Origin of the sequence: Amycolatopsis sp. NPDC004079 (assembly GCF_040610415.1) — a bacterium.
Classification (GTDB): domain Bacteria; phylum Actinomycetota; class Actinomycetes; order Mycobacteriales; family Pseudonocardiaceae; genus Amycolatopsis; species Amycolatopsis halotolerans.
Window position 1 is genome coordinate 16,398 of the sequence record NZ_JBEXMH010000015.1, and the last position, 24,481, is coordinate 40,878.

Here is a 24,481-nt window from a genome sequence, read left to right on the forward strand (position 1 = left end):
GCATGACGACTCGCGAAACCCCGGATCCGGGCGTCCCTCGCGAAGAGGCTCGTCGCCTCCTCGAGGCTGTTCCCGACGAACGGGTGTCCGCTGCGTTGGCGGCCCTTCGTCAGCTGGCGGATGCTCCGCCGGATGCTGAGCCGCCTCGCCGTCAGTTTCGTACGGTAGGCGTGTTCGACGGCGAGCATGACCTCGGTCGGCGTGCCAAGGAAGTGGCCCGCCGCGAACTTGGCAGCGGATCGAGCAAGTCGGCGTGATTCTGGTTGACACCGGGGTCGTGGTCGCCATGGGCAACCGGCGCGATGACGACCACGACGCTGCACGGAACTCCTGGCTTCGACGCCGGACCGCTGGTCTTGCCTGAGTCGCTGCTCGTGGAGATCGGCTACATGCTCAGCTCGCGTGCCGGTGCCTCGGCGGAGGCCGACTTCCTTCGCGACGTCGCCGATGGGCTCTATACCGTCGAGTCGATGATGCTCGCCGACATCGCGCGGGCAGCCGACCTGGTGGAGAAGTACGCCGATCTGCCACTGGGCACTGCCGATGCATGTGTGGTCGCTCTGGCTGAGCGGCTTGGCGTCACGCGGGTGGCAACCCTTGACACGCGCCACTTCTCGATCGTGAAGCCAAGGCATATCTCCGCTTTCACCTTGTTGCCTTGACTGCGGAATTCAGTCCGCAAGAAAAAAGCCCCAGGTCCACACTAGACACCGTGTGACCTGGGGCTTTCGCAAGAGAGCGGATGACGGGAATCGAACCCGCGTATTCAGCTTGGGAAGCTGATGTTCTACCATTGAACTACATCCGCAGTGCCCAGCAAGCATACACAACCACGGCACCCCCATGTCCAGCGGGGCCACGCCTTGACGCCTCCGCCTCAAAGTGACAACACTTGTTGTCGACCCACGGAGGTGCGCGATGGACGACCCCGAGATGCCCCCCGAGATGTTCCGTCAAGGCGGGTTCCGGCTGGCTGCCCGAGCGAGAGGTGCCACCGCGGACGAAGGCCAGCTCAAACGGCTCCGGACCTTCGCGCAGCAGGAAGACGCCCTAGCCGACGCAGTCGTCGAATGGCTGCACCGCGAACCCCGCAACCAGACGAGAGTCGACCAAGCGCTGGCCGGGGAACAAGCCCCGCCCGAACTAACAACCTTCATCGACCACGTCGAAGCCACCCCGTACTGGGTCGACCAAAGAAGGCTGGTCAGCGGTGCGAAGGCGATCACCCGCGCCGGACTGCTCGGCCTCTTCCCCCTAGGCGACATGTCGCTCATGGGCGGCTACCTAGCCTCCCGAGCGACGAAATCCCTGGTCGGCACCGGCGAAATCGAGTACCGGGCGCCGCGGCGGCTCGTCGAGACCGCGGCGTGGTGGATTGACGTCACAACTCCGGGGGCGCTCCACAAGCACGGCACGGGGTATCAGGCCGCGCTCAGGATCCGGCTGGTGCACGCGCACGTCCGGCGCGCGATGAACAACCGGCTGGACTGGGATTACGACCGGTGGGACCGTCCGGTCAATCAGGTCCAGACCGCGGGCACGCTCCTCCTCTTCTCGCTTGTCTACGTCTTCGGCACGCAGCTCCTCGGCCTCCGCTACACCGCTCGCGAGAAGGCCGACATCCTCCATCTCTGGCGCTACGTCGGCTGGCTGATGGGCGTCGACGACGAGCTGCTGCCCGCCGACGAGGACGACGCCTGGCGGTTGCTCTGGATGCTGGCCGCCACCGAATTCATCCCGGACGACGACTCCAAACGGCTCGCCCGCGCCCTCGTCGATACGCACGCGGCGATCGGCGAGGGGCGCGGGGCCGCCGGCAAGGTTCTCGCGCAGGTGAACGTCGGCGTGCATTCCGCGATCAGCCGGCTCGTGCTCGGGCGGGACAACGCCGACTTTCTCGGGCTGCCGGACAACCCGGTCGCGCAGGCCGCGGTGCTCGCCGCCGCGGGGGTGAATTACGCGGCGGAGACGGTCCGCCAGCTCGTCCCCGGTGCGACTGCGCTGCAGGAAGCGCTCGGGGCGTTCGGGCGCCGGCGGTACCTCAAGCGGATGAACGCCGTGTTCGAGCGGAGGGGTGCCCCGGCGCCGCCTGCCCGCCCGATAGGCTGCATCCGTGCTGCTCAGTGACCGTGACCTCCGCAAAGAGCTCGACGCCGGCCGTCTCGGCATCGACCCCTTCGACCCTGACATGGTCCAGCCGTCCAGCATTGACGTCCGGCTCGACCGTTACTTCCGGGTCTTCGACAACAGCAAATACACCCACATCGACCCGCAGCTGCAGCAGGACGAGCTGACCTCGCTGGTCGAAAAAGAGGGCGACGAGCCGTTCGTGCTGCACCCCGGCGAGTTCGTGCTCGGGTCCACCTTCGAGCAGGTCTCCCTCGCCGACGACCTCGCCGGACGGCTCGAGGGCAAGTCCTCGCTCGGACGCCTCGGGCTGCTCACGCACTCCACCGCGGGCTTCATCGACCCCGGCTTCTCCGGGCACATCACGCTCGAGCTGTCGAACGTCGCGAACCTGCCGATCACGCTGTGGCCCGGCATGAAAATCGGTCAGCTGTGCATTTTCCGGCTGTCCAGCTCGGCGGAATTCCCGTACGGCTCCAGCGAAGCGGGCTCCCGTTACCAGGGGCAGCGCGGGCCGACGCCGAGCCGGGCGTACAAGAACTTCCACCGCGTCGACACCTGGCGCTAAGCCGCCTTCACCGGGGCCGCCCAGTCGATCCGGTGGTCCCACATGAACCGGTTCGGGTCGTCGGTGGGCGGTTTGCGCACGGCGCGCGAGATGAAGAAGTCCCGGAGCACGCGGCCGATCGGGCCGGGAGCTTTGGCGTCGCCGTTGCGCTTTCCTTGGGCCACAACGGCTTCTACGCGCTCGCGGCGCAAGGCTTCGAAGGTGGTCAACGCGGCCGCCGGGTCGGACACGTCGCGCAGGCACATCGCGAGCGTCACCGCGTCCTCGATCGCCATCGCCGCACCCTGACCGGCCGCCGGTGACGTCGCGTGCGCGGCGTCGCCGATGAGGCCGATCCGGCCGCGGTGCCACACCGGGACCGTCGGGAAGTCGTACGTCGCCCACGGTTCGTAGATGTTTTCGCTGGCCTCGATGATCGCGGTGGCCGGCGTGCGGTCGGGGCGGGCCAGGTCGAGCAGCCGCTTCCGCCAGCCGGGCCCGCGCATCGCGGCGAGGTCGGATTCCGTCGGTTCGCTGGCGTGCGGCACGTTCGCGAACCACCAGACCACCCCGTCCGGGGCGAGCACGTGCGCGAAGAACGCCTTGCGGCCGAACACCATGTGCATGAGGCCGGGCTCGTCGTCGAGATCGAGGCCGCGTGCGAAGCCGCCGGTGTTGAGCAGCGGCACGTACCGCGGCGACGGTGCGGCGGGATCAAGGATTCCGCGGACTGCCGACCGCAGCCCGTCCGCGCCGATCAGCAGGTCGCCGTGGGCTTTCGTGCCGTCGGCGAAGGTCGCGGTGACCCCGTCCGCCGTCTGCTTGGCGTCGGTCAGGCGCTTGCCGAACTCCGTCTGCACGCCGCGTCTTGCCGCCTCGTCGCGCAGCGCCACGTAGAGGTCGGAGCGCAAAACGGTCTGGCTCACCGTGCCGTCCGGCAGCGGCCCGCCGAGCGGGAACTCGCTGAGCTTGCGGCCGTTGCCGAGCCCGAGCGTCATCCGCGGCGTGTCGAAGCCCAGGTCTTGGACCAGCGGTTTCAGGCCTAACGGCGTCAGCGCGTCGAGGCCGTTCACGGCGAGCGTCAGGAACGCGCCGACCCCTTCCGAGCTTCGGCCGTACGCCTCGTACAGCACCGGTTCGTGGCCCACCTCGTGCAGCGCGATCGCGGTGATCGCCCCCGCGATGCCCCCGCCCGCGATCAAAACTCGTGTCATGGTTCGTCCCCTCGAATATCTTGAAAAGTAATTCGTTCTGTCGAACTAAATAGTCCGCTAGACTCCCGGTCATGTCAAGCGAGCGCGAGGATCTGGTCGCTGAGCTGCTGCATCGTTCGCGGGTGCTGTCGACGGAGACGGTCATGTTCCACACCGCCATCGCCGAGCAGAGCGGGCTCTCGGCGGTCGAAAGCAAGGTCACCGAGTACCTCGCCCGCCTCGGCCCGCTCACGCCGAAGGAGTTGGCCGGGTACGCCGGGCTCGCGCCCGCGTCCGTCACCGCGCTGGTCGACCGGCTCGAGCGCAAGGGCATCGTCAACCGGATGCCGCATCCGGACGACCGGCGGAAAGTCCTCGTCGGCATCAGCCCGGCGAACATCGAGCGCGCCGCCCCGCTGTGGGACTACACCGTCGCGGCGATGAAGGCGCTGGCGGCCGGCTACTCCGACGAGCAACTCCAAACGGTGATCGGTTTCCTCGATCAGGCAGCGGCGATCACCCACGAGTCAACCGTGCGTCTCACTCATCGCTCAGCGGAGTGAGGTAATCCCACTGCCGGGTAGGAAATCGCCGCGACGTCACCGGATGGTGGAAAACTTGCGCGCATGGTTTCGGCCGGGAAACGTCTGCTCTTAGTCCTCGGCCTGATGGCCACTCTGCTGCCCCCGGTCGCGTCCGCCGCGACAGCGGTGCCTGCCCGGCAGGAGCAGGATCTGCAGGTCAGCGCGGTCGCTGAACCGCATCGGGTGCACGCTGGCGACCAGGTGACGTTCACGGTGAGCGTGACGAATCCGGCCGCGACCCCGGTGTCCGATGTGGACGTCGTGGACGAGCAGAACCCGCAGTGCGGCAAGAAGATCGGTTCCCTGGCTCCGGGTGCGGCCACGCGCTATCAATGCACGTTCGCCGCTCCGGAGAAGGGTTTCGTCTCGACGGTCAAGGTGACGGGCGTGGGCTCCGGCGGGGAACCGCTGACGGCGTCGGCGGGCAGCAACGTCGACGTCCTCCGCCCGGCCGTGACGTTGAGTCAGCAGGTCGACAAACCGGCTTACCGCGCTGGCGATCAGGCGACCTTCACCCTCAAGACCGTCAACACCGGCGACGTTCCGCTGCACGACGTGATCATCAGCGACTCAGGGGTCCTCTCGTGCGCTCGCGCCGTCGGGTCTCTCGCGCCGGGGCAATCCGTGGTGGGCACCTGTACGGCGACGGTTCCGCTGCCGGACGGAGCCAGCGCGACCGTGAAGGGGATCGATCCGCTCGGCAAGGTCGTCACTTCGACCGCGGACGCGAAAGTCCCCCTCATCACGCCCGCGTTGTCCGTCTCGAAGGCGGCCGTCCCGCCAGTGGTGCACGGCGGGGACCAGGTCGCCTGGAAGGTCACCGTGCGCAACACCGGCGACAGCCCGCTCAATCCGGTCGACGTCACTGACGACACCAATCCGGCGTGCTCGCGGTCCTTCGGGGTACTCACGCCCGGGACGCAGCAGACCTACTCCTGCACCGCGAAACCCGCTATGACCACCACGAACACCATCACGGCCACAGGCACTGACGGCACCGGCCGACCGGTCACGGCCAAGTCTTCGGCGACCGTCACGGTGATCCACCCGGCCTTGGCGGTCACCGCGGCCGCGTCTCCCGCGCAGGTGCGCGAAGGGGACCGCGTCACCTTCACTGTCGCGGTGCGCAACCCTGGCGACGTGCCGCTCGATGGCGTCGCGGTGGCGGACGACAGCGTGCCGGGCTGTGTGCGCAATTTCGGCACTATGGCTCCCAACGCGGTCGAGACGTACAAGTGCGAACAGTTAGCTCCGGCGGATGACGTGACCAATACCGTTGTCGCGACTGGTAAAGATCAGCTCGGCACGACACAACGCGTAACCGCAGACGCGCGAGTCGACGTAGTTCATCCGGGGCTGGCGGCCACCGTCACCGCGGCACCTTCGCAGGTGCGCGAGGGGGACCGTGTCACGTTCGCAGTCACGGTAAGCAACACCGGCGACGCCGAATTCCATGACGTCGCGGTAGCGGACGACCATGTCGCGGAATGCGCGCGAACTCTGGGAACCGTTGCCGCGCAAGGTAAACAGAATTTCACCTGCTCGACGGTGGCCGGAGCGCAAGGCTTCACGAACGACCTGGCCGTGACCGGCACCGACCCGACCGGCCGCCCGGTCACCGCAAAGGCGAGCGCGGCGTTCACCGTGCAGCACCCAGCGGTGACCCTGACCGCGACTGTCCAAGGTGGACCGTTCCGCGAAAACGACGCCGTCGCGGTGCGCGTGATCGTCGCGAACACCGGCGACGTGCCGCTCATCGGACTGGCCGTCAGCTCGATGGCCCGCGCCGAAGGCTGTACGCAGCAACGCGATGACGCACTCGCTCCCGGAGCCAACTGGACGTTCGACTGCACCACCACCGCGCCGAGTGCCGACGTGACCGAAGCACTGCAGGTCACCGCGAAACCGCCGGTCGGAGCACCGGTCACGGCGGCGACCGAAGCGGCGATCGACGTAATCCACCCGCTCGTCACGCTCGCGCAAAGCGTGGCACCGGCCGTCGTGCACCCAGGCGAGCCCGCGACGTTCACCCTGACCGTGACCAACGCGGGCGACACCGAACTCCACGACACCCAGGTCGCCGACCCGGCCGTCCCGGAATGCGCGAAGCGGCTGGGAACCCTTGCCCCGCAAGCCAAGCAGACCTACACCTGCACTCATCCCGCGACCGGCGACCTCACCAGCGACGCGACGGTCACCGGCACCGATCCGTCCGGCCGTCCGGTCGACGCAAACGCGAGCGCGCACGTCGACGTCATCCACCCCGCCGTCCAGATCACGCAGACCGTCGATCCGACGCAGGTGCGCGAAGGGGACCAAGTCACCTTCACCGTCACCGTGCGCAACAGCGGAGACGTCCCGCTGACCAAGGCGTCCATTGTGGACCAGAACACGCCAGACTGCGCCCGCGACTTCCCCGACCTGGCCGCAGGAGAAGAGCAGCACTACACCTGCACCACCAAAGCCGGACACGACGGCTACTCGAACACCACCAAGGTGACCGCCGCGGATCCGCTCGGCGGCACCATAACCGCCAGCGCGGACGCGGCGTTCACCGTTGTGCACCCCGGTTTGGCAGTGACGAAAACCGTCCACGGCGGCCCGTTCCGCGCGGGCGACCCGGTCACCTTCACCATCACGGTCGCCAACACCGGCGACGCCCCGCTGACCGCCGTCAAGGTCGCCGACCAGGGCCCGTGCGCGAAAACCCTCGACACCCTCGCCCCGAAAGCGAACAAAACCTACGACTGCACCATCCCCGCGCCAGCCGACGACGCCGTCAGCACCGCGCGCGTGACCGGAACCCCGCCGGTAGGCCCGCCGCTCACCGTGTCCGCCGACGCGCACATCGACGTCATCCATCCCGCGCTCACGGTGATGACCTCGGCGAATCCGACCGTCGCGCGGGCTGGCGACAACCTCACCGTCACGGTCGCCGTCACCAACACCGGCGACGTCCCGCTCACCGCGGTGACCAGCAACGATCCGGGCTGCCCGAAGAAGTTCGACCGCCTCGAACCCGGAGCCGCGCAGAGCTACCAGTGCCCGGTGAAGGCCAAACTGGACGACTTCACCGTCGTCGCCACCCTGACCGGAACCGACCCGACGAACCGCCCGGTCACCGCGTCCGGTTCGGCGAAGATCGATGTCATCCACCCGGAAATCGCGATCATGAAGGACGCTCAGCCGTACGAGGTGCGCCAGGGCGACAAGGTCACCTTCTCGCTGCTGGTCCGCAACGTCGGCGACGTCCCGCTGACCGCGCTGTCCGTTGTGGACGATCGCACCCCGGCCTGCGCGCACCAGATCCCGAGCCTGGCCCCGGACGCTCAAATCGAGTACCAGTGCACGATCACCGCGGGCGCGGCCGGGTTCACGAACACCGCGAAGGTGACCGGCACCGACCCGACGCAGCGGACGGTGAGCGCCACCGCCGAGGCGTCGTTCAAGGTGAAGAATCCCGCGCTGACCGTCGCCAAACACGCCGCTGCCAGCGCGTATCGAGCCGACGACTCGGTTCCGGTCGAGGTCGTGCTCACCAACACCGGCGACCAGCCGTTGCACGACGTCCGCGTGACGGACCCCGCCTGCGGGCACGCCTTCGCCGAGCTGCCGGTCGGCGGAACCCAGCGCTACCAGTGCGTCGCTCCGGCAACCGCTGCCCCGGTAACCGCGACCGCCGCCGCCCCGTGGGGTCCGCCGGTCACCGCGACCGGAAAAGCGGACTTCGCCGTGCTCCACCCGGCGCTAGACCTGCGCCGCGATTACCTGCAGCAGCCGATCCGGCCGGGTGACCCGGTGACGTACGTGAGCACCCTCCGCAACACCGGCGACGCGCCCTTGCACGAGGTGACCGTTCGCGACGCGGACCCGGCCTGCTCGTTCACCGTCACCCAGCTGGCCCCTGGCGAACAGGTCGCGCGCGCCTGCACGCTCTCGGCGCGAGCGGACGTGACCACGACGACCACCGCGACCGCGACGGACCCGACTGGCCGTCCAGTCACGAAGGAGGCCGTCACGACGACGAAGGTCGGCCGGTGATGAGGGGAAAAGAAAAGGCAGAAGAGAACTCGTCTCCCTGCCGTATTTAACTTATAACGCATCAGGGGGCTTGCCGCAAGACCCGGGTGGTACCGCAGAATCTCCAGCCGAGAACGACCACAGACGGGGGAAACGAACGAATGGGCAGCTACGTGCTCGGTCTCCAGGAGATCGACCAGGAGCAGGTCGCGATCGTCGGAGGCAAGGGTGCACACCTGGGCGAACTCGCGCGGATCGACGGGGTCCGCGTGCCGCCCGGTTTTTGCGTGACGACGGACGCGTTCGAGCGGATCATGGACAACGCGCCGGAACTGGCGAAGCCGCTGGAGCGGTTGTCGAACCTGAACCCGGACGACCGGGACGCGATCAGCGAAGGCAGCGCGGAGGTCCGGCAGGCGCTCGAAGCCATCGCCATTCCGGACGATCTGGCGGCGGAGATCACCGACGCGCTCGTGGACGGACGCGCCTACGCGGTGCGGTCGAGCGCGACCGCGGAGGACCTTCCGGGAGCCTCCTTCGCCGGTCAGCAGGACACGTACCTCAACGTCATCGGCGCGGAGGCGGTCCTGCGGCACATCAGCCGGTGCTGGGCGTCGCTGTTCACCGAACGCGCGGTGACCTACCGGCTGCGAAACGGCTTTGACCACCGGAAGGTCCACATGGCCGTGGTCGTGCAGCAGATGGTCTTTCCGCAGGTGGCCGGGGTCGCCTTCACCGCCGACCCGGTGACGTCCAACCGGAAGATCGCCACCGTCGAGGCCAGCTTCGGCCTCGGCGAGGCGCTGGTTTCCGGCCTGGTCAACGCCGACAGCTACCAGGTGCGCGACGGCGCGATCGTCGAGAAGGCGATCGCCGCCAAGCAGCGCGCCATCCTGGCCGTCGAGGGCGGCGGCACCGAAGAGCAGCAGATCGCCGCGGACCAGCAGGAACAGGCCGCGCTGACCGACGAGCAGGTACTGCGGCTCGTGGCACTCGGCCGCACGATCGAAGCGCATTTCGGCCGTCCGCAGGACATCGAGTGGTGCCTTGCCGACGACGCGTTCCAGATCGTCCAAAGCCGCCCCATCACGACGCTGTTCCCGATCCCGGAGGCCGCCGACGAGGGAAACCACGTCTACCTCTCCGTCGGGCACCAGCAGATGATGACCGACGCGATGAAGCCGCTCGGCCTGTCGGTCTGGCAGCTGACGACCCCGCGGCCGATGACCGAGGCCGGCGGGCGGCTGTTCGCGGACGCCACCGCACTGCTGTCGGTGCCCAAGAGCCGCACCAGTTTCGTTGCGATGATAGGGAAATCTGACCCGCTGACAGGCGACGCGCTGGAGACCGTCCTCTCCCGCGACGGCTTCGTCCCGCTGGCCGAGGACGACGGACCCGGCGAGCCGGTCCCCGGTGCCGCACCGGCCACCATCGAGACCGATCCGGCGGTCGTCACCGAGTTGATCCAGCACAGCGAGGACTCCATCACCGCGCTGCGGCGCGAAATCGCGACGAAGTCCGGCAGCGAGTTGCTCGACTTCCTCTTCGAGGACATCAAGGAAATGCGCCGGATTCTCTTCGATCCGCGCAGCCACGAGGTGTTCACCGCGGCGATGCAGGCGTCCTGGTGGCTGAACGAGCACCTGCAGGACTGGCTCGACGAGAAGAACGTCGCCGACACGCTCACCCAGTCCGTTCCGCACAACATCACCGCGGAGATGGGCCTGGCGCTCCTCGACGTCGCGGACGTGCTGCGGACGCATCCCGAGGTCGTCGCGTTCCTGCGGGCCGTTGAGGACAACGGTTTCCTCGACGAGTTGCCCAAGCTGGCCGGCGGGGAGGAATCGCGCGCGGCGATCCAGGGGTACCTCGACAAGTACGGCATGCGCTGCGTCGGCGAGATCGACATCACCCGGCCGCGGTGGAGCGAACAGCCGGTCGCGTTGGTGCCGATGTTGTTGTCCAACATCAAAAACTTCGAGCCCGGGGCCGGGCAGCGCCGCTTCGACCAAGGGCGGCGGGAGGCGCTGGACAAGGCCCAGGAAGTCCTGGAACGCTTGCGTGCCTTGGCGGACGGCGAGGCGAAGGCCGAAGAGACCGAGCGGATGATCGAGCGCGTCCGGACCTTCACCGGATACCGCGAGTACCCGAAGTACGGCATGGTCAGCCGCTATTTCGTGTACAAGCAAGCTCTGCTGGGCGAGGCCGGGCGCTTGGCGGCGGCCGGGGTGCTCGACGAGCCGGAGGATCTCTTTTTTCTGCGGCTGCAGGAATTCCAGGAGGTCGTGCGGACGAACGAGGTCGACCGCGAGCTGATCCGGCAGCGCAAGGAAGCGTTCCGGTCCTACGAATCGCTGACACCGCCCCGGGTACTGACGTCGGACGGCGACGCGGTGTCCGGAAGCTACCGCCGCGACGACCTGCCCGAAGGCGCGCTGGTCGGGCTGCCGGTGTCCGCCGGGACCATCGAGGGACGAGCCCGCGTCATCCTGGATCTCGCCGACGCCGATCTCGAACCCGGCGACATCCTCGTCACGGCGTACACGGACCCGAGCTGGTCGCCGCTGTTCGTCGCGATCACCGGCCTGGTGACCGAGGTCGGCGGCCTGATGACGCACGGCGCGGTGATCGCGCGGGAGTACGGCCTGCCCGCGGTCGTCGGGGTCCAAGGCGCGACGCGGCTGCTCAAGGACGGGCAGCGGATCCGGGTCAACGGGACCGACGGGTACATCGAGGTTCTCGACGCTGGGTAGTGGGTCTCCGGCCGCTGCGCCATTTGGAGGTAACCATCGTAATCAGTTCGTGATAGTTTCCGCGGCTGTGTCCTCCATTAGTGTGCGCGTCCGGGTCGTGAGTGTGACTCTCAGTGTTCTCTTCGGGGGGCTCGGGGCAGCTGGCGGAACCTTCGCGCTGCGCTCCGGGCACCTCGACACACTGAGCGTCGCAGTCCCAGAGACGCGCGATGGCGGGCTGTCCGCGGGTGCGTTGCGGCCCTTCGCGGTGTCGCCGGCGTCCTCCACGTCGGCGACACCGAGCTCCAGCGCTCCCGCGACCACGACGACACCCTCGACGTCGGCCAAGCCCGCGCCTCCTCCGCCGCCCACCGAGGAGTCCAAAGAGGACACTACGACGAGCAGCAGCGCGAAGCCGTCACCGAAGCCGCGCAGTTCGCCGACGCTGGTGGGGCAGGTCATCAGCCTGGTCAACGACGAGCGAAGCAAAGCGGGCTGCGACCCGGTGACCGAGGAATCGCACCTCGACAAAGCCGCTCAGGGACACAGCGACGACATGTCCAACCGCGACTACTTTTCCCACGACACCCCGGAAGGCGACAGCTTCGCCGACCGCATCACCGCCGCCGGATACTCCAAGCCGGGCGCGGAGAACATCGCGAAGGGCGCGACCAGCGCGGACCAGGTGATGCAGATGTGGATGAACTCCAGCGGGCACCGCAAGAACATCCTCAACTGCTCGCTGACGAAGCTGGGCGTCGGCGTCGCGACGGACGGCTGGTACTGGACGCAGGACTTCGGCTACTGAGTCGGCCGCGGCGGGAGGCCGTACCGGGCCAGCACAGTCGCGCGCAGCTTCTCGTCCGTCCGCGGCACCGGTTCGATGAACACCTCCGCGACGTCCGGGAACCGCTCGCTCAATTCGGCCGCCAGCCGCACGCACGCGTGTTCCAGGTCGGCGGCCCCGAGAGCGTCGTCGAAGTCCACGCGGGCGCAGACCAGGACGTGGTCGGTGCCCATCAGCATGGTCTGCAGATCCACCAGCGCGTCGATCTCCGGCGCGGCCCCGAGGTGGTCCCGGATGCCGCGGACCAGGCGCGGATCCGCCTGGCGGCCGACCAGCAGCCCGCGGTTCGTGCTGCCGAGCAGGTACGCGACGCACGCCAGCAGCACGCCGATGAGGATCGACGCGATGCCGTCCCACACGCTCGAACCGGTCAGCTGATGCAGCCCGATCCCGGCGAACGCGAGCAGCAGGCCGACCAGCGCCGCCGAGTCCTCGAACAGCACCGTCTTCGGGGCCGGATCGTCGATCATCCGCAGATAGGCGAAGAACGGCCGCTGCTCGGCCTTCGCGTCGCGACGGACCTGGCGGACCGCCTGCGTCCACGACACCGACTCGAGCGCGAACGCGATCGCCAGCACGACGTAGCCGACGATCGGTTTGGTCTGCTCCTCGCCCTCCCCGAAAACGGTGGCGAATCCTTCGTACAGCGCGAAAACCGCGCCGGAGGCGAAGATCGACACCGCGGCCAGCAGCGACCAGAAGTACCGCTCCTTGCCGTACCCGAACGGATGGCGGCGATCAGCCGGCCGCTCCGACCGTTTCAACGCGGTGAGCAGCAGCACCTCGGTGATGGTGTCGGCGACCGAATGCGCGGCCTCCGACAACATCGCGCCCGACCCGGTGATGATGCCCGCGACGAGCTTCAGCACCGCGATGGCCAGGTTCACCCCGCCGGCCAGAACCACGGTGAGAGTGCTTTCGCCGCCGCCTTCCGATTCGTCGCTCACGCCGGGAAGCGTAATGGCCCCAGACGAAAACGGCCCCTCCAGCGCGAGGCTGGAAGGGCCGTCTTCAGTGCTGACCGAGTCAGTCGTCGCCCTCGGGCAACGGCGTTCCGGTCGGCTTCTCGTCCGTCGGGACATCCGGCTTGGCCGACAGTTCCGCGTCCGATTCGTCGAGCGACGGCGCGCCCGAGGCGACCAGCGCCGGTTCCGGCTTGCGCTTCACCGAGGTGAGCAGCAGCTGCGCGACGTCCACGACCTCGACCTTCTCGCTCGCCAGGCCGTCGCTCTGGCGCGAGGTGACGCCGTCGGTGAGCATAACGCGGCAGAACGGGCAGCCGGTGGCGATCTTCGACGGAGCGGTGCCGAGCGCCTCGTCCACGCGCTCGACGTTGATCCGCTTGCCGATCTTCTCTTCCATCCACATCCGCGCGCCGCCCGCGCCGCAGCACATCGAGCGGTCGCCGTGCCGCGGCATTTCGCGCAGCTGCGCACCGGACGCGCCGACGAGCTCGCGGGGAGCGTCGTAGACCTTGTTGTGCCGTCCCAGGTAGCAGGGGTCGTGGTAGGTGACGTCCTCCGCGACCGGTGCGACCGGCGTCAGGTGCTTCTCGCGCACCAGGCGGTTCAGCAGCTGCGTGTGGTGCACGACGTCGAACTGGCCGCCCAGCTCCGGGTACTCGTTGGCGAGGGTGTTGAAGCAGTGCGCACAGGTGACGACCACCTTGCGCGCCTTGCGTTCCCGGCCCTCGAACACCGAGTTCAGCACCTCGACGTTCTGCTGCGCCAGCATCTGGAACAGGAACTCGTTGCCCGCGCGGCGAGCCGGGTCACCGGTGCAGGACTCCTCCGAGCCGAGCACGGTGTACTTGACGCCCGCGATGTGCAGCAGTTCCGCGACGGCGCGGGTGGTCTTCTTCGCGCGGTCCTCGAACGCGCCGGCGCAGCCGACCCAGAACAGGTACTCCGCGTCGCCCATATCGCCGTCGAACACCGGCACCTCGAAGTCGAGGTCCTCCGTCCACTGCAGACGGTCCTTGGCGTTCTGGCCCCACGGGTTGCCCTTGTTCTCCAGGTTCTTGAACATGCCGTTCAGTTCCGTGGGGAACGACGACTCGATCATCACCTGGTAGCGGCGCATGTCGACGATGTGGTCGACGTGCTCGATGTCCACCGGGCACTGCTCGACGCAGGCGCCGCATGAGGTGCAGGACCACAGGACGTCCGGGTCGATCACGCCGCCGTCGTCGCCGATGAGCGCCTTCTGCGACTCAGCGATCGCGAGGACGTCGATGCCCGCGTACATGTTGTCGCCGGACAGCCCGACCTCGTCACCGGCCATGTCGCGCTTGCCGCCCGCGAGCAGGTACGGGGCCTTCGCGTAGGCGTGGTCGCGAAGCTGCGTGATGAGCAGCTTCGGCGACAGCGGCTTGCCGGTGTTCCACGCCGGGCACTGCGACTGGCAACGGCCGCATTCGGTGCAGGTGGAGAAGTCCAGCCAGCCCTTCCAGCTGAAGTCCTCGATCGCGCCGACGCCGAAGGTGTCCTCGTCCGGGTCGGCCTCTTCGAGGTCGAGCACCTTGCCCTTGCTCATCATCGGCTTGACCGCGCCGAGCGCGACGCCGCCGTCGGCCTCACGCTTGAAGTAGATGTTGAAGAACGCGCTGAACCGGTGCCAGGCGACGCCCATCGTCATCGTGCGGGCCACGACGATCAGCCAGACCGTGGCACTCATCAGCTTGATGAAGGCGAACACCGAAACCAGCGCCGCGCTCGAGGGCAGCAGCTCGCTGAGCGGGTTCGACACGAACGCGGCCCAGGTCGGCGTCTCGTGGACGCCCATCGCGGCCTTCGCCGCGCGCACGCCGATGATGCCGATGCCCTCGACGATCACCACGGCCTCGACGAAGTAGGCCCACTTGAAGTTCGAGCCCGCGAAGCGCGACATCCGGTCGGCCCGGCGCGGGTGGTTCAGCTGCCGGATGATCGCGAGCGCGACGCCGCCGACGACCGTGCCGACGCCGAGCAGCTCCATCAGGAGGCTCCACAGCGACCAGTCCTCGAGGATCGGCCAGCCCCAGGTCGGGACGAACACCTCGCCGTAGGCCTCGAAGAGCGCGAGCGACCCGATCAGGAAGCCCCACATGACCATCCAGTGCCAGGGGGCTACCTGGCGGAACTTCGCCATGCGGGTGTGCGCCGCGAACTCCTTGACCAGGGTGATCATGCGCGGCAGGAACGGGCCGTTGCGCGTCGCGTCCGGCTGGCCGAGCTTGATCACCCGCACGAAGCGGGCAATGGTCGCGATGAACATTCCCCAGGCGACGATGCCCAGGAGGACGGAAATCCCCCCGAGCGTCAGCTGTACAGCGCCCATCGTCGGGTGCCTTTCGTCCGGTGTGGTGGTGCCGCCGCGCGAGCGCGCCGGTGCCGAGCAGGGTAACGCTTCTTACTGATGGGTAACCGGTCCGACGGTCCCAAGTCCCACCGATGTGGTGCACGCCTCGCTAGCAAGTGGGACGATCGTTCAGGTACTTTGTTTTGCTATGGGTGCTTACTTGTACCTCGCTTTGGCCATCGCCGCAGAAGTGACCGCCACTGTTTCGCTCAAGCTCTCCGAGGGCTTTTCCAAGGTGACGCCCTCGATCCTCGTGGTCGTCGGGTACGGCTTGGCGTTCTTCGCGCTGTCGCGGGTGCTGAAGCTCGGGCTGCCGATCGGGGTGGCCTACGCGATCTGGGCGGCGGCGGGCGTGGCGCTGGTCGCGCTGGTCGGCGTGCTGTTCCTGAAGGAACCGATCAACCTCGCGGTGATCTCCGGGCTGGTGCTCGTGATCGGCGGGGTGGTGCTCATCGAGGTCGGGAGCCAGTCGTGAAAATCCAGACCGACGGCCGCAAGGTCCGCGGCGAGAAGCGGCGGACGGAGATCATCGAAGCGGCCCTGCGCGTGATCGAACGCGACGGCGTCGCCGGGGTCACGCACCGCACGGTCGCTTTGGAAGCCGGTGTGCCGACGACGTCCACGACCTATCACTTCTCCTCGCTGGACGACCTGCTCGTGGCCACGCTTATCTCGTGCGCGCGAGACATGGCGACCGAGGTGTACTGGATGATCGACCGCGCCCGCTCGCGCGGCAGCCGCGGCGCCGAAGAGGTGGCTGGCCTGCTCGCGGAGGCGCTGGGCCCTCGCCGCGGGCGCACGATGGCGGAGTACGAGCTGTACCTGCTGGCCGCCCGTAAACCCGAACTGCGCCCGGCCGCGCGGCGCTGGCTGGATGTCCTGACGTCAATGGTCCGGCACGACGACGAGGTCGCGTTCCGGGTGTTCCTTGCGGGCATCGACGGCCTGCTGATCCAGGGCCTGATCGACGACGAGCCGCCGTCCGCGGAGGAGCTGCGCCCGGTGGTGGACTACTTGCTCAAACCCGCTTGAATTCGGTGGAGTTTCCGGGAGACGGTCGGATAGCTTGCCGGGCATGAGGGTCGTGGGTGAATACGAGGTCGACGACCGGCGGGAGCGGCTCGACCTCGACGTGCTGTGGGAATTCCTTTCCACCGAGGCCTATTGGGGTCGATGGCGGACGCGCGAACAGGTGGAAGCGGCGATCGCCGGATCGTGGCGGGTCGTCGGGGCCTACTCGCGCGCGGACGGACGGCAGGTCGGCTTCGCGCGAGCCTTCTCCGACGGAGTGACCTCGGCGTATCTCGGCGACGTGTTCGTGGTCGGGTCCGCGCGCGGAAGCGGACTGGGCAAGGAACTCGTGCGCGAGATGATCGACAACGGGCCGGGGGCGCAGTTCCGATGGATGCTGCACACGGCGGACGCGCACGGGTTGTACCGGCAGTTCGGGTTCGAGGAGCACGCGAAGGGCCGGTTCCTCGAACGCGAGGGGGTCAACCGGGAGTCTCTCCGGTAGGTCCATTGTGGACGGAGAGGGCGGCGGCCACGACGTCCCGGATCAAGGTGTCGCCGGGTGCGCAGTTCACCAGCAGCCGGTCCAGGTCTTCCTTGCCAAACCAAGCGCAGTGCGGGTGCTTGTCCCATTCCAGGACCGGGCGCGCCAGGTCGCCCTCGACTTCGATGAGGTAGAAATCGCCGACCTCTTCGCCGTCGTCGAGCGGCCAGCGGTGGCGGCCGAGGTTCCCGACCACGCGGCGCAGCCGCCAGCCGGTTTCCTCGAAGACCTCGCGGGTGAGCGCTCCCAGCGTCGTCTCGCCCGGTTCGAGGTGGCCGCTCACGACGTCCCACGTGCTCGGAAACCGCGGCCGGTCCGCGCTCCGGAACTGCACGAACGCGCGTCCGTCGGCGCCGAGGACCACTCCGCCCGCGGTGTCGGGCAGAGGTTGCGGAAAGACCACGCCGTCCGCAACCTCCACCGTCGGCTCCCCCATCGAACCTTCAGCCCTTGTTCTCGTAAACCGGCACCAGCGTCGCCCGCCCCAACGTGTGCCCGAACAGATTGAACCCCAGGAACGCGGGCGTAGCGTCCTCCGGAATCTCCAACGTCTCCACGTCCAGCGCGTGCACCACGAAGAAGTACCGGTGCGGCCCGTGCCCGGGAGGCGGCGCGGCCCCCAGGTACTGCTTCACCCCGCCGTCACCCTTAAGCGTGACCGCACCCGAAGGCAGCCCCGACCCCGCGGCATCCCCGGCGCCGCCCTCGAGCGAAGTCACCGAGGCCGGGATGTTGAACACCGCCCAGTGCCAGAAACCGCTGGCCGTCGGGGCGTCCGGGTCATAAACCGTCACCGCGAAGCTGCGGGTGCCTTCCGGGAAGCCTTCCCACGCCAACTGCGGGGACCGGTCCTCGCCACCGGCGCCGAAGATGCCCGACAGGTGCGGCTGGGCCAGCGTCTCGCCGTCGGCGATGTCCGTGCTGCGCAGGGTGAACGAGGGAACCGACGGCAGGTAGTCGTACGGATTGGGCGGCTGGGGCATGGGTTCCTCCTGATCCACGGGGCTCTCCGTTCGCCAGGTTAGGACCCTGGGTTGAGCGACGCCGCCTCAGGGATGTTTCGGGGGGTTTACCGGATGTCCCCGGGGGTCCGCACCTTCTAACGTCTCTCGAGACAGCCGAGAGTGGTACTGAGGGGAACTGACATGGCACGCCCGCTTCTGGCACTGGCCGGCATCGCGGTGATCGGCGTTGGGGTGGCGATCGGATTCGGCGGGTGGGGGTTCGGGTCCACGGTCTCGCGGGACGCGACGCTGACGCAGGAGATCCGCTCGGTGAAGCTGGAGAACGGCTCCGGCGACGTGAGCATCCGCACCGCGCCTGGAGCGGCACGGGTGCATCAGACCCTTCGCTACCACTTCAGCGGCCAGCCCGGCGACGCCTACCGCGTCGACGGCAACCAGCTCGTCATTCTCGACTGCGGCCGCAACTGCACCGCCGACCTGGAGCTGATCGTCCCGGCGGGCATCCCGGTCACGGGCACCTCCGACTCCGGCACGCTGGACTTCTCGGGCGTCGGCAGCGTCGACGTCTCCGCCGATTCCGGGCGGGCCCAGGTGCAGGACGTTCCCGGGCTGGTCAAGCTCAAGCTGGACAGCGGCTCGACGGAACTGCACAACGTCGGCGAGGTCCAGGTGCACAGCCAGTCCGGCCGGATCGAGGGCGACGGACTGCGCGGGCCGGTCGACGTCTCCGCGGGCAGCGGGCGGATCGAGCTCGCGCTCAGCCAGCCCAACGCCGTCAAGGCGCAGGCCGACTCGGGCCGGATCGCGCTGACCGTGCCGCGGAGCGGGTCCTACCAGGTCACCGGGAACAGCGAGAACGGCCACCGCAGCATCGACATTCCGCAGAACTCCGGCCCGGACGCGAAGACGCTCGAGCTGAACACGGACAGCGGCAGCGTCACCGTCAAGGCCGTCTGAAGGGGAGAACAGACACATCATGCGCACATTCGAAACGCGGCTGCTGGCCGCGGTGCTGGCGGGCGCGGTGGGGGCGTTCGCGATCACCGCGGCGATCGGCCACTCGCCTGAGCCGCAGGCCACGACTCCGGTCGCGGTGGTGGAAGTTCCGGTGCAGCAGGGGATGGTCCGGAACGCGGAGGCCGTCGTGCTTCGTACGGCCGCTGAGGACCGGGCCGCGCAGGTGCGCCGGGCATGAACCTCGCCGCTGCCGTGCTGACCATGCTTCCGCTGGTCAGCGCGCCCGCTCCGGCGTTGGCCTGGACGCCGTGCGGGACCGAACAGGAACCGACCGCGCAGTGCAGCCAGATCGAGGTGCCGATCGACCGCGCCCGTCCGGAGACGGGTGTCGCGCACATCCCGCTCACCCGGCTGCCCGCGGCCGACCGGCCGCACCGGATCGGTTCGCTGCTGGTCAATCCGGGCGGACCGGGCGGATCCGGGGTCGGCTTCGTGCGCTTCGGCGGACTCGACACCAAGGTCATCGGATCGGCGCGGAAACCGTTGCGGGACCGCTTCGACATCATCGGCTTCGATCCGCGCGGCGTGTGGTTCAGCGATCCGAAGATCAGCTGCGACCAATCGAAGCTGTACGACCCGAAGATCGGCCTCTTCCCGGCCACGAACCAGCAGTACGACGCCTTCGTCGCGCACAACCGCGCGGCGGGCGAGGACTGTCTCGCCAAGACCGGCCCGATGCTCGGGCACGTCGACACGCAAAGCGCCGCCGAGGACATCGACGGGATCCGCGGCGCGCTTGGCGAGCAGAAGATCTCCTGGCTCGGCGTCTCGTACGGCACCGAACTGGGCGCGGTGTACGCGTCGAAGCATCCGGACCGGGTGCGCACGATGGTGCTCGACGGCGCGGTCGACCACGCCCGGCCGACGTGGCAGGCGATGATCGAGGAAGCCGCCGCGACCGAGGACTCCTTGCTGCGGTTCGCCTCGTGGTGCGACCGCTCGACGGACTGCGCGCTGCACGGCAAGAACGCGCTCGGTCGCTACGACGATCTCGTCACCCACGGCGCTTACGCGAAAGCGTTGGGCCGCAAGGCAACCGGCGAGGAGCTGGCCTCCGGCGCGTACGGCCACCTCTATCTTCCGGCCGAGTGGTCTGCCCTGAGCCGCGCGCTGGCGGACCCGGACGCGAGCGCGCTCGCGACGAACTCGTCGTTCGCGAGCGACACCTACGGCGCGTACCGCTCGATCGGCTGCCAGGACTTCCCGTCGCCGTTCACCGGCCCGGCGGACCTGCGCGCGGCGGCGAGGACGATCCGCGCGGTCGCCCCGCACAGCTGGCGCTACACCGAGTACTGGGACCTCTCCGCAGGCTGCACCGGATGGCCGCTTCCCGCGCTGAACCCGCCGCAGCCGCATCCGGTGCACGGGGCCCCGCCGATCCTCGTCGTCGGCGGTGCGCACGACCCGGCGACGCCGTTGCCGTGGGCCCACGGGCTCGCCGCGAGCATCGACGGATCGGCGCTGCTCACGTACCTCGGAGACGGCCACACCGGGCTGCTCAACTCCGAGTGCGTGCGGCGTGCCGAGGCCAGGTATCTGGTGAGTGGTGTCACACCATCGCGGGGCGAATTCTGCGGGTGAACCCGGGAACAAGTTCGGGTGGTTGCCCGTTATCCTGAGAGCAAGGTTGAGTGCGGTCGGCTCAAGTCTGATAGACCGGGCCGAGCGCGAGACCGGCGGAACCTGCTAAGAAGGTACTCAAGAGTGCCTCGAAACCGCAGGTCACGAACATAGCATCAGTACTGGACAGAACACGAGAGGAAGCACCATGGCGCGAGCGGTCGGCATCGACCTCGGCACGACCAACTCGGTCGTAGCCGTCCTTGAGGGCGGCGAGCCGACGGTCATCGCCAACTCGGAAGGCTCCCGTACCACCCCCTCCATCGTCGCCTTCGCCAAGAACGGCGAAGTGCTGACGGGCCAGCCGGCGAAGAACCAGGCCGTCACGAACGTCGACCGCACGATCCGGTCCGTGAAGCGGCACATCGGCACCGACTGGAAGACCGAGATCGACGGCAAGGGCTACACGCCGCAGGAGATCAGCGCCCGCGTGCTGATGAAGCTCAAGCGCGACGCCGAGGCCTACCTTGGCGAGGAGATCACCGACGCGGTGATCACCGTCCCGGCCTACTTCGAGGACGCGCAGCGCCAGGCCACCAAGGAGGCCGGCCAGATCGCGGGCCTGAACGTGCTCCGCATCGTGAACGAGCCGACCGCGGCCGCGCTGGCCTACGGCCTGGACAAGGGCGAGAAGGAACAGACCATCCTGGTCTTCGACCTCGGCGGCGGCACGTTCGACGTCTCGCTGCTGGAGATCGGCGAGGGCGTCGTGGAGGTGCGCGCCACCTCCGGCGACAACCACCTCGGCGGCGACGACTGGGACGAGCGCATCGTCACCTGGCTGGTCGACAAGTTCAAGGCCGCCAACGGCATTGACCTGACCAAGGACAAGATGGCGCTGCAGCGCATCCGCGAGGCGGCCGAGAAGGCGAAGATCGAGCTGTCCAGCTCCAACTCCGCCAGCATCAACCTGCCCTACATCACGGTGGACGGCGACAAGAACCCGCTGTTCCTCGACGAGACGCTGTCGCGCGCCGAGTTCCAGAAGATCACCTCGGACCTGCTGGAGCGCACCCGCCAGCCGTTCAACAACGTGATCCGGGACGCGGGCATCGCGGTCGGCGACATCGACCACGTGGTCCTCGTCGGCGGTTCCACCCGCATGCCGGCGGTGTCCGAGCTGGTCAAGGAGCTGACCGGCGGCCGCGAGCCGAACAAGGGCGTGAACCCGGACGAGGTCGTCGCCGTGGGCGCCGCGCTGCAGGCCGGCGTGCTCAAGGGCGAGGTCAAGGACGTCCTGCTGCTCGACGTGACCCCGCTGTCGCTGGGCATCGAGACCAAGGGCGGCGTCTTCACCAAGCTGATCGAGCGCAACACCACGATCCCGACCAAGCGGTCCGAGATCTTCTCGACGGCGGACGACAACCAGCCGTCGGTGCAGATCCAGGTGTTCCAGGGCGAGCGCGAGATCGCGGCGCACAACAAGAAGCTCGGCATGTTCGAGCTGACCGGCCTTCCGCCCGCCCCGCGCGGCGTGCCGCAGATCGAGGTCACCTTCGACATCGACGCGAACGGCATCGTGCACGTGCTGGCGAAGGACCTCGGCACGAACAAGGAACAGTCGATGACGATCACCGGCGGCTCCGCGCTGCCGAAGGACGACATCGAGCGCATGGTCAAGGACGCCGAGGCGCACGCCGAGGAGGACAAGACCCGGCGCGAAGAGGCCGAGACGCGCAACCAGGCCGAGACGCTGGTCTACCAGACCGAGAAGTTCCTCAAGGACAACGACGAGAAGCTGCCCGAGGAGCTCAAGGGCAAGGTCAAGTCCGCGATCGACGAGGCGAACGAGGCGCTCAAGGGCACCGACTCGGCCAAGATCCGCGAGTCCATCGAGAAGCTGAACACCGCTTCGCAGGAACTGGGCAGCGCGCTGTACGCGAACGCCGGAGCCGAAGGCGCCCCGGGCGCTGAGGGCGCGGCCGGTGCCGCGGGTGCGGCTGGCGACGCCCCGAAGTCGAAGGCGGACGACGTGGTCGACGCCGAGATCGTGGAAGAGGACGAGAAGAAGTGACCCCCCGCCACTCCGAGACCGAGGGAACTGGCCCCGAGGAACCGGTAGTCGTGCGGGATCGGCGACGGGTGGACCCGCAGACCGGCGAGGTCCGCCCGCCCGCCGCGGAGGAGACTCCGGCCGGCGAGGAGCCCTCGGGCCCCTCGCTGGGCGATTCCGCAGAGGAACCAGCCACGGTGTCGTCTTCGGACGTCGAGAAGCAACTGTCCGAGCGCACTGCCGACCTGCAGCGGTTGCAGGCGGAGTACGCGAACTACCGCAAGCGAGTCGACCGCGACCGCGAGGCCGTGGTGCAGGGCGCGAAGGCGTCCGTGGTCGGCGACCTGCTGCCGCTGCTGGACGACCTCCAGCGCGCGGAGCAGCACGGCGACCTCACCGGCGCGTTCAAGGCGGTGGCCGACAAGCTGGTCAGCAGCCTGCAGCGGGCCGGCCTGGAGTCGTTCGGCGACGAGGGCGAGGAGTTCGACCCGAGCGTCCACGAGGCCGTGCAGCACAGCACGTCCCCGGACGTGAAGGGCCCGACGGTCACCCTCGTCATGCGCCGCGGCTATCGCTTCGGCGAGCGGGTGCTGCGGGCGGCGCTGGTCGGCGTGACCGACCACGAGCCCGGCGAGGCTCCGGCGGAACCGCCGGTGGACGGGTCGGTCGGCGGCGAACTGCCGCTCGACGGTTCGGTCGATGAGTCCGGCCAGCAGTAACAATCGGTTTGCAGCGAAAGGAGGAGACACCCGATGAGTGCTCGGGAGTGGATCGGCAAGGACTTCTATAAAGAGCTGGGTGTCTCCTCCGACGCGACCGCGGACGAGATCAAGAAGGCCTACCGCAAGCTGGCCAAGGAAAACCACCCGGACGCCAACGCGGGCAACACTGCGGCTGAGAACAAGTTCAAGGCCGTGTCCGAGGCGTACGGCGTGCTGTCCGATCCGGCCAAGCGCAAGGAGTACGACGAGGCGCGCACGCTCTTCGGCTCCGGCGGCGCGGGCGGATTCGGCGGCTTCCCTGGCGGCGGCGGTGCCGGCGGGTTCGACATGAGCGACCTGTTCAACCAGGCCGGCGCGCAGGGTCAGCAGGGCGGCTTCGGCGGGCTCGGCGACATCCTCGGCGGCATTTTCGGCCGCGGCCGCGGCGGTGCCGCCGGAGCGACGGCGAACCGGCCGCAGCGCGGCGCGGACGTCGAGACCGACGTGCGGATCGATTTCCTCGAGTCGGTGAAGGGCGCGACGCTGCCGTTGCGGCTGTCGAGCCCGGCCACCTGCAGCACGTGCGGCGGCAACGGCGCGAAGCCGGGCACCTCGCCGCGGGTCTGCCCGACCTGCAGCGGGTCCGGGCTGGTCAGCCGCAGCCAGGGCGCGTTCGCGTTCTCCGAGCCGTGCCAGGACTGCCGCGGCCGGGGCAAGATCATCGACGACCCGTGCCCGGAGTGCGCGGGCGAGGGCATCAGCACCCGCACCCGCACGCTCACCGTGCGCATCCCGCCGGGCGTGAAGGACGACCAGCGGATCCGGCTGGCCGGCCAGGGCGAACCCGGGCGCGGCGGCGCGCAGGCGGGCGACCTGTACGTGCGCGTGCACGTGGCCCCGCACAAGCTGTTCGGGCGCAACGAGCTCAACCTCACGCTCACCGTGCCGGTGGACTTCACCGAACTCGCGCTGGGCACGACAGTCACGGTGCCGACCCTCGAAGGCAAGGTGTCGCTGAAGGTGCCCGCGGGTACCGCGAGCGGCCGAGTGTTGCGAGTGCGCGGAAAGGGCATTCAGAAGCGGGACGGCGCGCAGGGCGACCTGCTGGTCACGCTTGAGGCGGCGGTCCCGGCGAAACTCGACGACAAGGCGCGGTCCGCACTCGAGACCTACGCCGAGGCGATGAAGGGCCACGACCCGCGGCCCGAGATCACCGAGTTGCTCGAAGGCAGGTGAGGTCG

At 68.6% G+C, this 24,481-nt stretch carries 22 protein-coding genes and 1 tRNA gene; 17 read left to right on the plus strand and 6 right to left on the minus strand.

The window, feature by feature from the left end; all coding sequences use genetic code 11:
- The first annotated feature begins 2 nt into the window (after positions 1–2).
- Positions 3–257 (plus strand): hypothetical protein, encoded by a 255-nt coding sequence (locus tag ABZX37_RS17765; protein WP_354740674.1) that lies wholly within the window; start codon positions 3–5, stop codon positions 255–257.
- 45 nt (positions 258–302) lie between these two features.
- Positions 303–662, plus strand: a complete 360-nt coding sequence (locus ABZX37_RS17770) for a PIN domain-containing protein (protein WP_354740675.1) — start codon at positions 303–305, stop codon at positions 660–662.
- Positions 663–737: 75 nt separating this feature from the next.
- On the opposite strand, the gene ABZX37_RS17775 is transcribed toward ABZX37_RS17770, so the two are convergent.
- A tRNA-Gly gene (locus ABZX37_RS17775) sits at positions 738–808 on the minus strand.
- Between the two features lie 110 nt (positions 809–918).
- Here ABZX37_RS17775 and ABZX37_RS17780 point away from each other — a divergent pair.
- The gene (locus ABZX37_RS17780) at positions 919–2,127 is read left to right on the plus strand and encodes an oxygenase MpaB family protein (protein WP_354740676.1); all 1,209 of its coding nucleotides are present in this window, start codon (positions 919–921) and stop codon (positions 2,125–2,127) included.
- On the plus strand, positions 2,114–2,695 hold the full coding sequence (gene dcd / locus ABZX37_RS17785; protein ID WP_116199417.1) for a dCTP deaminase: 582 nt from the start codon (positions 2,114–2,116) through the stop codon (positions 2,693–2,695). The genes ABZX37_RS17780 and dcd overlap by 14 nt, the downstream gene beginning before the upstream one ends.
- On the opposite strand, the gene ABZX37_RS17790 is transcribed toward dcd, so the two are convergent.
- Positions 2,692–3,888, minus strand: coding sequence for an FAD-dependent monooxygenase (locus tag ABZX37_RS17790; RefSeq protein ID WP_354740678.1), 1,197 nt, complete (start codon positions 3,886–3,888; stop codon positions 2,692–2,694). The genes dcd and ABZX37_RS17790 overlap by 4 nt on opposite strands.
- Positions 3,889–3,959: 71 nt before the next feature.
- Here ABZX37_RS17790 and ABZX37_RS17795 point away from each other — a divergent pair, with 71 nt between their 5' ends.
- From ABZX37_RS17795 to ABZX37_RS17810, 4 genes are all read left to right on the plus strand, one after another.
- A complete protein-coding gene (locus tag ABZX37_RS17795; RefSeq protein WP_354740679.1) occupies positions 3,960–4,430 on the plus strand; it encodes a MarR family transcriptional regulator in 471 nt (156 codons plus the stop codon).
- Positions 4,431–4,493: 63 nt separating this feature from the next.
- Positions 4,494–8,492, plus strand: a complete 3,999-nt coding sequence (locus tag ABZX37_RS17800; RefSeq protein WP_354740681.1) for a hypothetical protein — start codon at positions 4,494–4,496, stop codon at positions 8,490–8,492.
- A gap of 140 nt (positions 8,493–8,632) precedes the next feature.
- Positions 8,633–11,224, plus strand: a complete 2,592-nt coding sequence (gene rph, locus ABZX37_RS17805; RefSeq protein ID WP_354740683.1) for a rifamycin-inactivating phosphotransferase — start codon at positions 8,633–8,635, stop codon at positions 11,222–11,224.
- Positions 11,225–11,327: 103 nt separating this feature from the next.
- Positions 11,328–12,011 carry a CAP domain-containing protein gene (locus tag ABZX37_RS17810; protein ID WP_354740685.1) on the plus strand — a complete coding sequence of 228 codons (684 nt, stop codon included), beginning with the start codon at positions 11,328–11,330 and terminating at the stop codon, positions 12,009–12,011.
- Here the strand turns inward: ABZX37_RS17810 and ABZX37_RS17815 are convergent.
- Both ABZX37_RS17815 and ABZX37_RS17820 read right to left on the minus strand, forming a co-directional pair.
- Positions 12,005–12,997 carry a cation diffusion facilitator family transporter gene (locus ABZX37_RS17815; RefSeq protein ID WP_354740687.1) on the minus strand — a complete coding sequence of 331 codons (993 nt, stop codon included), beginning with the start codon at positions 12,995–12,997 and terminating at the stop codon, positions 12,005–12,007. The genes ABZX37_RS17810 and ABZX37_RS17815 overlap by 7 nt on opposite strands.
- Positions 12,998–13,076: 79 nt before the next feature.
- On the minus strand, positions 13,077–15,368 hold the full coding sequence (locus tag ABZX37_RS17820; protein WP_354740689.1) for a (Fe-S)-binding protein: 2,292 nt from the start codon (positions 15,366–15,368) through the stop codon (positions 13,077–13,079).
- Positions 15,369–15,537: 169 nt separating this feature from the next.
- Between ABZX37_RS17820 and ABZX37_RS17825 the strand changes: the two genes are divergently transcribed.
- The 3 genes from ABZX37_RS17825 to ABZX37_RS17835 are packed head-to-tail and all read left to right on the plus strand — an operon-like array spanning position 15,538 to position 16,905.
- Positions 15,538–15,864, plus strand: coding sequence for a multidrug efflux SMR transporter (locus tag ABZX37_RS17825; protein WP_354740691.1), 327 nt, complete (start codon positions 15,538–15,540; stop codon positions 15,862–15,864).
- Complete coding sequence (locus tag ABZX37_RS17830) at positions 15,861–16,421, plus strand: TetR family transcriptional regulator (protein WP_354740693.1); 561 nt, start codon at positions 15,861–15,863, stop codon at positions 16,419–16,421. Before ABZX37_RS17825 ends, ABZX37_RS17830 begins: the two co-directional genes overlap by 4 nt.
- Positions 16,422–16,464: 43 nt before the next feature.
- Entirely contained in the window at positions 16,465–16,905 is a 441-nt protein-coding gene (locus tag ABZX37_RS17835) for a GNAT family N-acetyltransferase (protein ID WP_354740695.1), read from the plus strand.
- Here the strand turns inward: ABZX37_RS17835 and ABZX37_RS17840 are convergent.
- Together ABZX37_RS17840 and ABZX37_RS17845 are read right to left on the minus strand one after the other, a co-directional pair.
- Positions 16,883–17,365 carry an NUDIX domain-containing protein gene (locus tag ABZX37_RS17840; protein ID WP_354740697.1) on the minus strand — a complete coding sequence of 161 codons (483 nt, stop codon included), beginning with the start codon at positions 17,363–17,365 and terminating at the stop codon, positions 16,883–16,885. The two genes, ABZX37_RS17835 and ABZX37_RS17840, sit on opposite strands and share 23 nt — an antisense overlap.
- Positions 17,366–17,387: 22 nt before the next feature.
- Entirely contained in the window at positions 17,388–17,927 is a 540-nt protein-coding gene (locus ABZX37_RS17845) for a YbhB/YbcL family Raf kinase inhibitor-like protein (protein ID WP_354740699.1), read from the minus strand.
- Between the two features lie 162 nt (positions 17,928–18,089).
- On the opposite strand from ABZX37_RS17845, the gene ABZX37_RS17850 reads away from it, so the two are divergent.
- The 6 genes from ABZX37_RS17850 to dnaJ all read left to right on the plus strand — a co-directional run bounded on the left by ABZX37_RS17850 (position 18,090) and on the right by dnaJ (position 24,476).
- Complete coding sequence (locus ABZX37_RS17850; RefSeq protein ID WP_354740701.1) at positions 18,090–18,866, plus strand: DUF4097 family beta strand repeat-containing protein; 777 nt, start codon at positions 18,090–18,092, stop codon at positions 18,864–18,866.
- A 19-nt stretch (positions 18,867–18,885) separates the two neighbouring features.
- A complete protein-coding gene (locus ABZX37_RS17855) occupies positions 18,886–19,104 on the plus strand; it encodes a hypothetical protein (RefSeq protein WP_354740703.1) in 219 nt (72 codons plus the stop codon).
- Complete coding sequence (locus ABZX37_RS17860; protein ID WP_354740705.1) at positions 19,101–20,507, plus strand: alpha/beta hydrolase; 1,407 nt, start codon at positions 19,101–19,103, stop codon at positions 20,505–20,507. The genes ABZX37_RS17855 and ABZX37_RS17860 overlap by 4 nt, the downstream gene beginning before the upstream one ends.
- A gap of 187 nt (positions 20,508–20,694) precedes the next feature.
- The gene (dnaK, locus tag ABZX37_RS17865; RefSeq protein ID WP_354740707.1) at positions 20,695–22,560 is read left to right on the plus strand and encodes a molecular chaperone DnaK; all 1,866 of its coding nucleotides are present in this window, start codon (positions 20,695–20,697) and stop codon (positions 22,558–22,560) included.
- Entirely contained in the window at positions 22,557–23,258 is a 702-nt protein-coding gene (gene grpE / locus ABZX37_RS17870; RefSeq protein WP_354740709.1) for a nucleotide exchange factor GrpE, read from the plus strand. The genes dnaK and grpE overlap by 4 nt, the downstream gene beginning before the upstream one ends.
- Before the next feature lie 33 nt (positions 23,259–23,291).
- Complete coding sequence (gene dnaJ, locus ABZX37_RS17875; protein WP_354740711.1) at positions 23,292–24,476, plus strand: molecular chaperone DnaJ; 1,185 nt, start codon at positions 23,292–23,294, stop codon at positions 24,474–24,476.
- Positions 24,477–24,481: the final 5 nt, after the last annotated feature.

Excerpts from the sequence above, each read along its gene's own strand:
- ABZX37_RS17780 (WP_354740676.1), top strand. The coding sequence starts at position 919 with ATGGACGACCCCGAGATGCCCCCCGAGATGTTCCGTCAAGGCGGGTTC.
- ABZX37_RS17845 (WP_354740699.1), bottom strand. The coding sequence starts at position 17,927 with ATGCCCCAGCCGCCCAATCCGTACGACTACCTGCCGTCGGTTCCCTCG.
- ABZX37_RS17770 (WP_354740675.1), top strand. The coding sequence starts at position 303 with ATGACGACCACGACGCTGCACGGAACTCCTGGCTTCGACGCCGGACCG.
- ABZX37_RS17795 (WP_354740679.1), top strand. The coding sequence starts at position 3,960 with ATGTCAAGCGAGCGCGAGGATCTGGTCGCTGAGCTGCTGCATCGTTCG.
- rph (WP_354740683.1), top strand. The coding sequence starts at position 8,633 with ATGGGCAGCTACGTGCTCGGTCTCCAGGAGATCGACCAGGAGCAGGTC.
- dnaJ (WP_354740711.1), top strand. The coding sequence starts at position 23,292 with ATGAGTGCTCGGGAGTGGATCGGCAAGGACTTCTATAAAGAGCTGGGT.
- ABZX37_RS17820 (WP_354740689.1), bottom strand. The coding sequence starts at position 15,368 with ATGGGCGCTGTACAGCTGACGCTCGGGGGGATTTCCGTCCTCCTGGGC.
- ABZX37_RS17800 (WP_354740681.1), top strand. The coding sequence starts at position 4,494 with ATGGTTTCGGCCGGGAAACGTCTGCTCTTAGTCCTCGGCCTGATGGCC.
- dnaK (WP_354740707.1), top strand. The coding sequence starts at position 20,695 with ATGGCGCGAGCGGTCGGCATCGACCTCGGCACGACCAACTCGGTCGTA.
- ABZX37_RS17765 (WP_354740674.1), top strand. The coding sequence starts at position 3 with ATGACGACTCGCGAAACCCCGGATCCGGGCGTCCCTCGCGAAGAGGCT.
- ABZX37_RS17855 (WP_354740703.1), top strand. The coding sequence starts at position 18,886 with ATGCGCACATTCGAAACGCGGCTGCTGGCCGCGGTGCTGGCGGGCGCG.
- ABZX37_RS17835 (WP_354740695.1), top strand. The coding sequence starts at position 16,465 with ATGAGGGTCGTGGGTGAATACGAGGTCGACGACCGGCGGGAGCGGCTC.
- ABZX37_RS17790 (WP_354740678.1), bottom strand. The coding sequence starts at position 3,888 with ATGACACGAGTTTTGATCGCGGGCGGGGGCATCGCGGGGGCGATCACC.
- ABZX37_RS17825 (WP_354740691.1), top strand. The coding sequence starts at position 15,538 with ATGGGTGCTTACTTGTACCTCGCTTTGGCCATCGCCGCAGAAGTGACC.
- ABZX37_RS17850 (WP_354740701.1), top strand. The coding sequence starts at position 18,090 with ATGGCACGCCCGCTTCTGGCACTGGCCGGCATCGCGGTGATCGGCGTT.
- ABZX37_RS17860 (WP_354740705.1), top strand. The coding sequence starts at position 19,101 with ATGAACCTCGCCGCTGCCGTGCTGACCATGCTTCCGCTGGTCAGCGCG.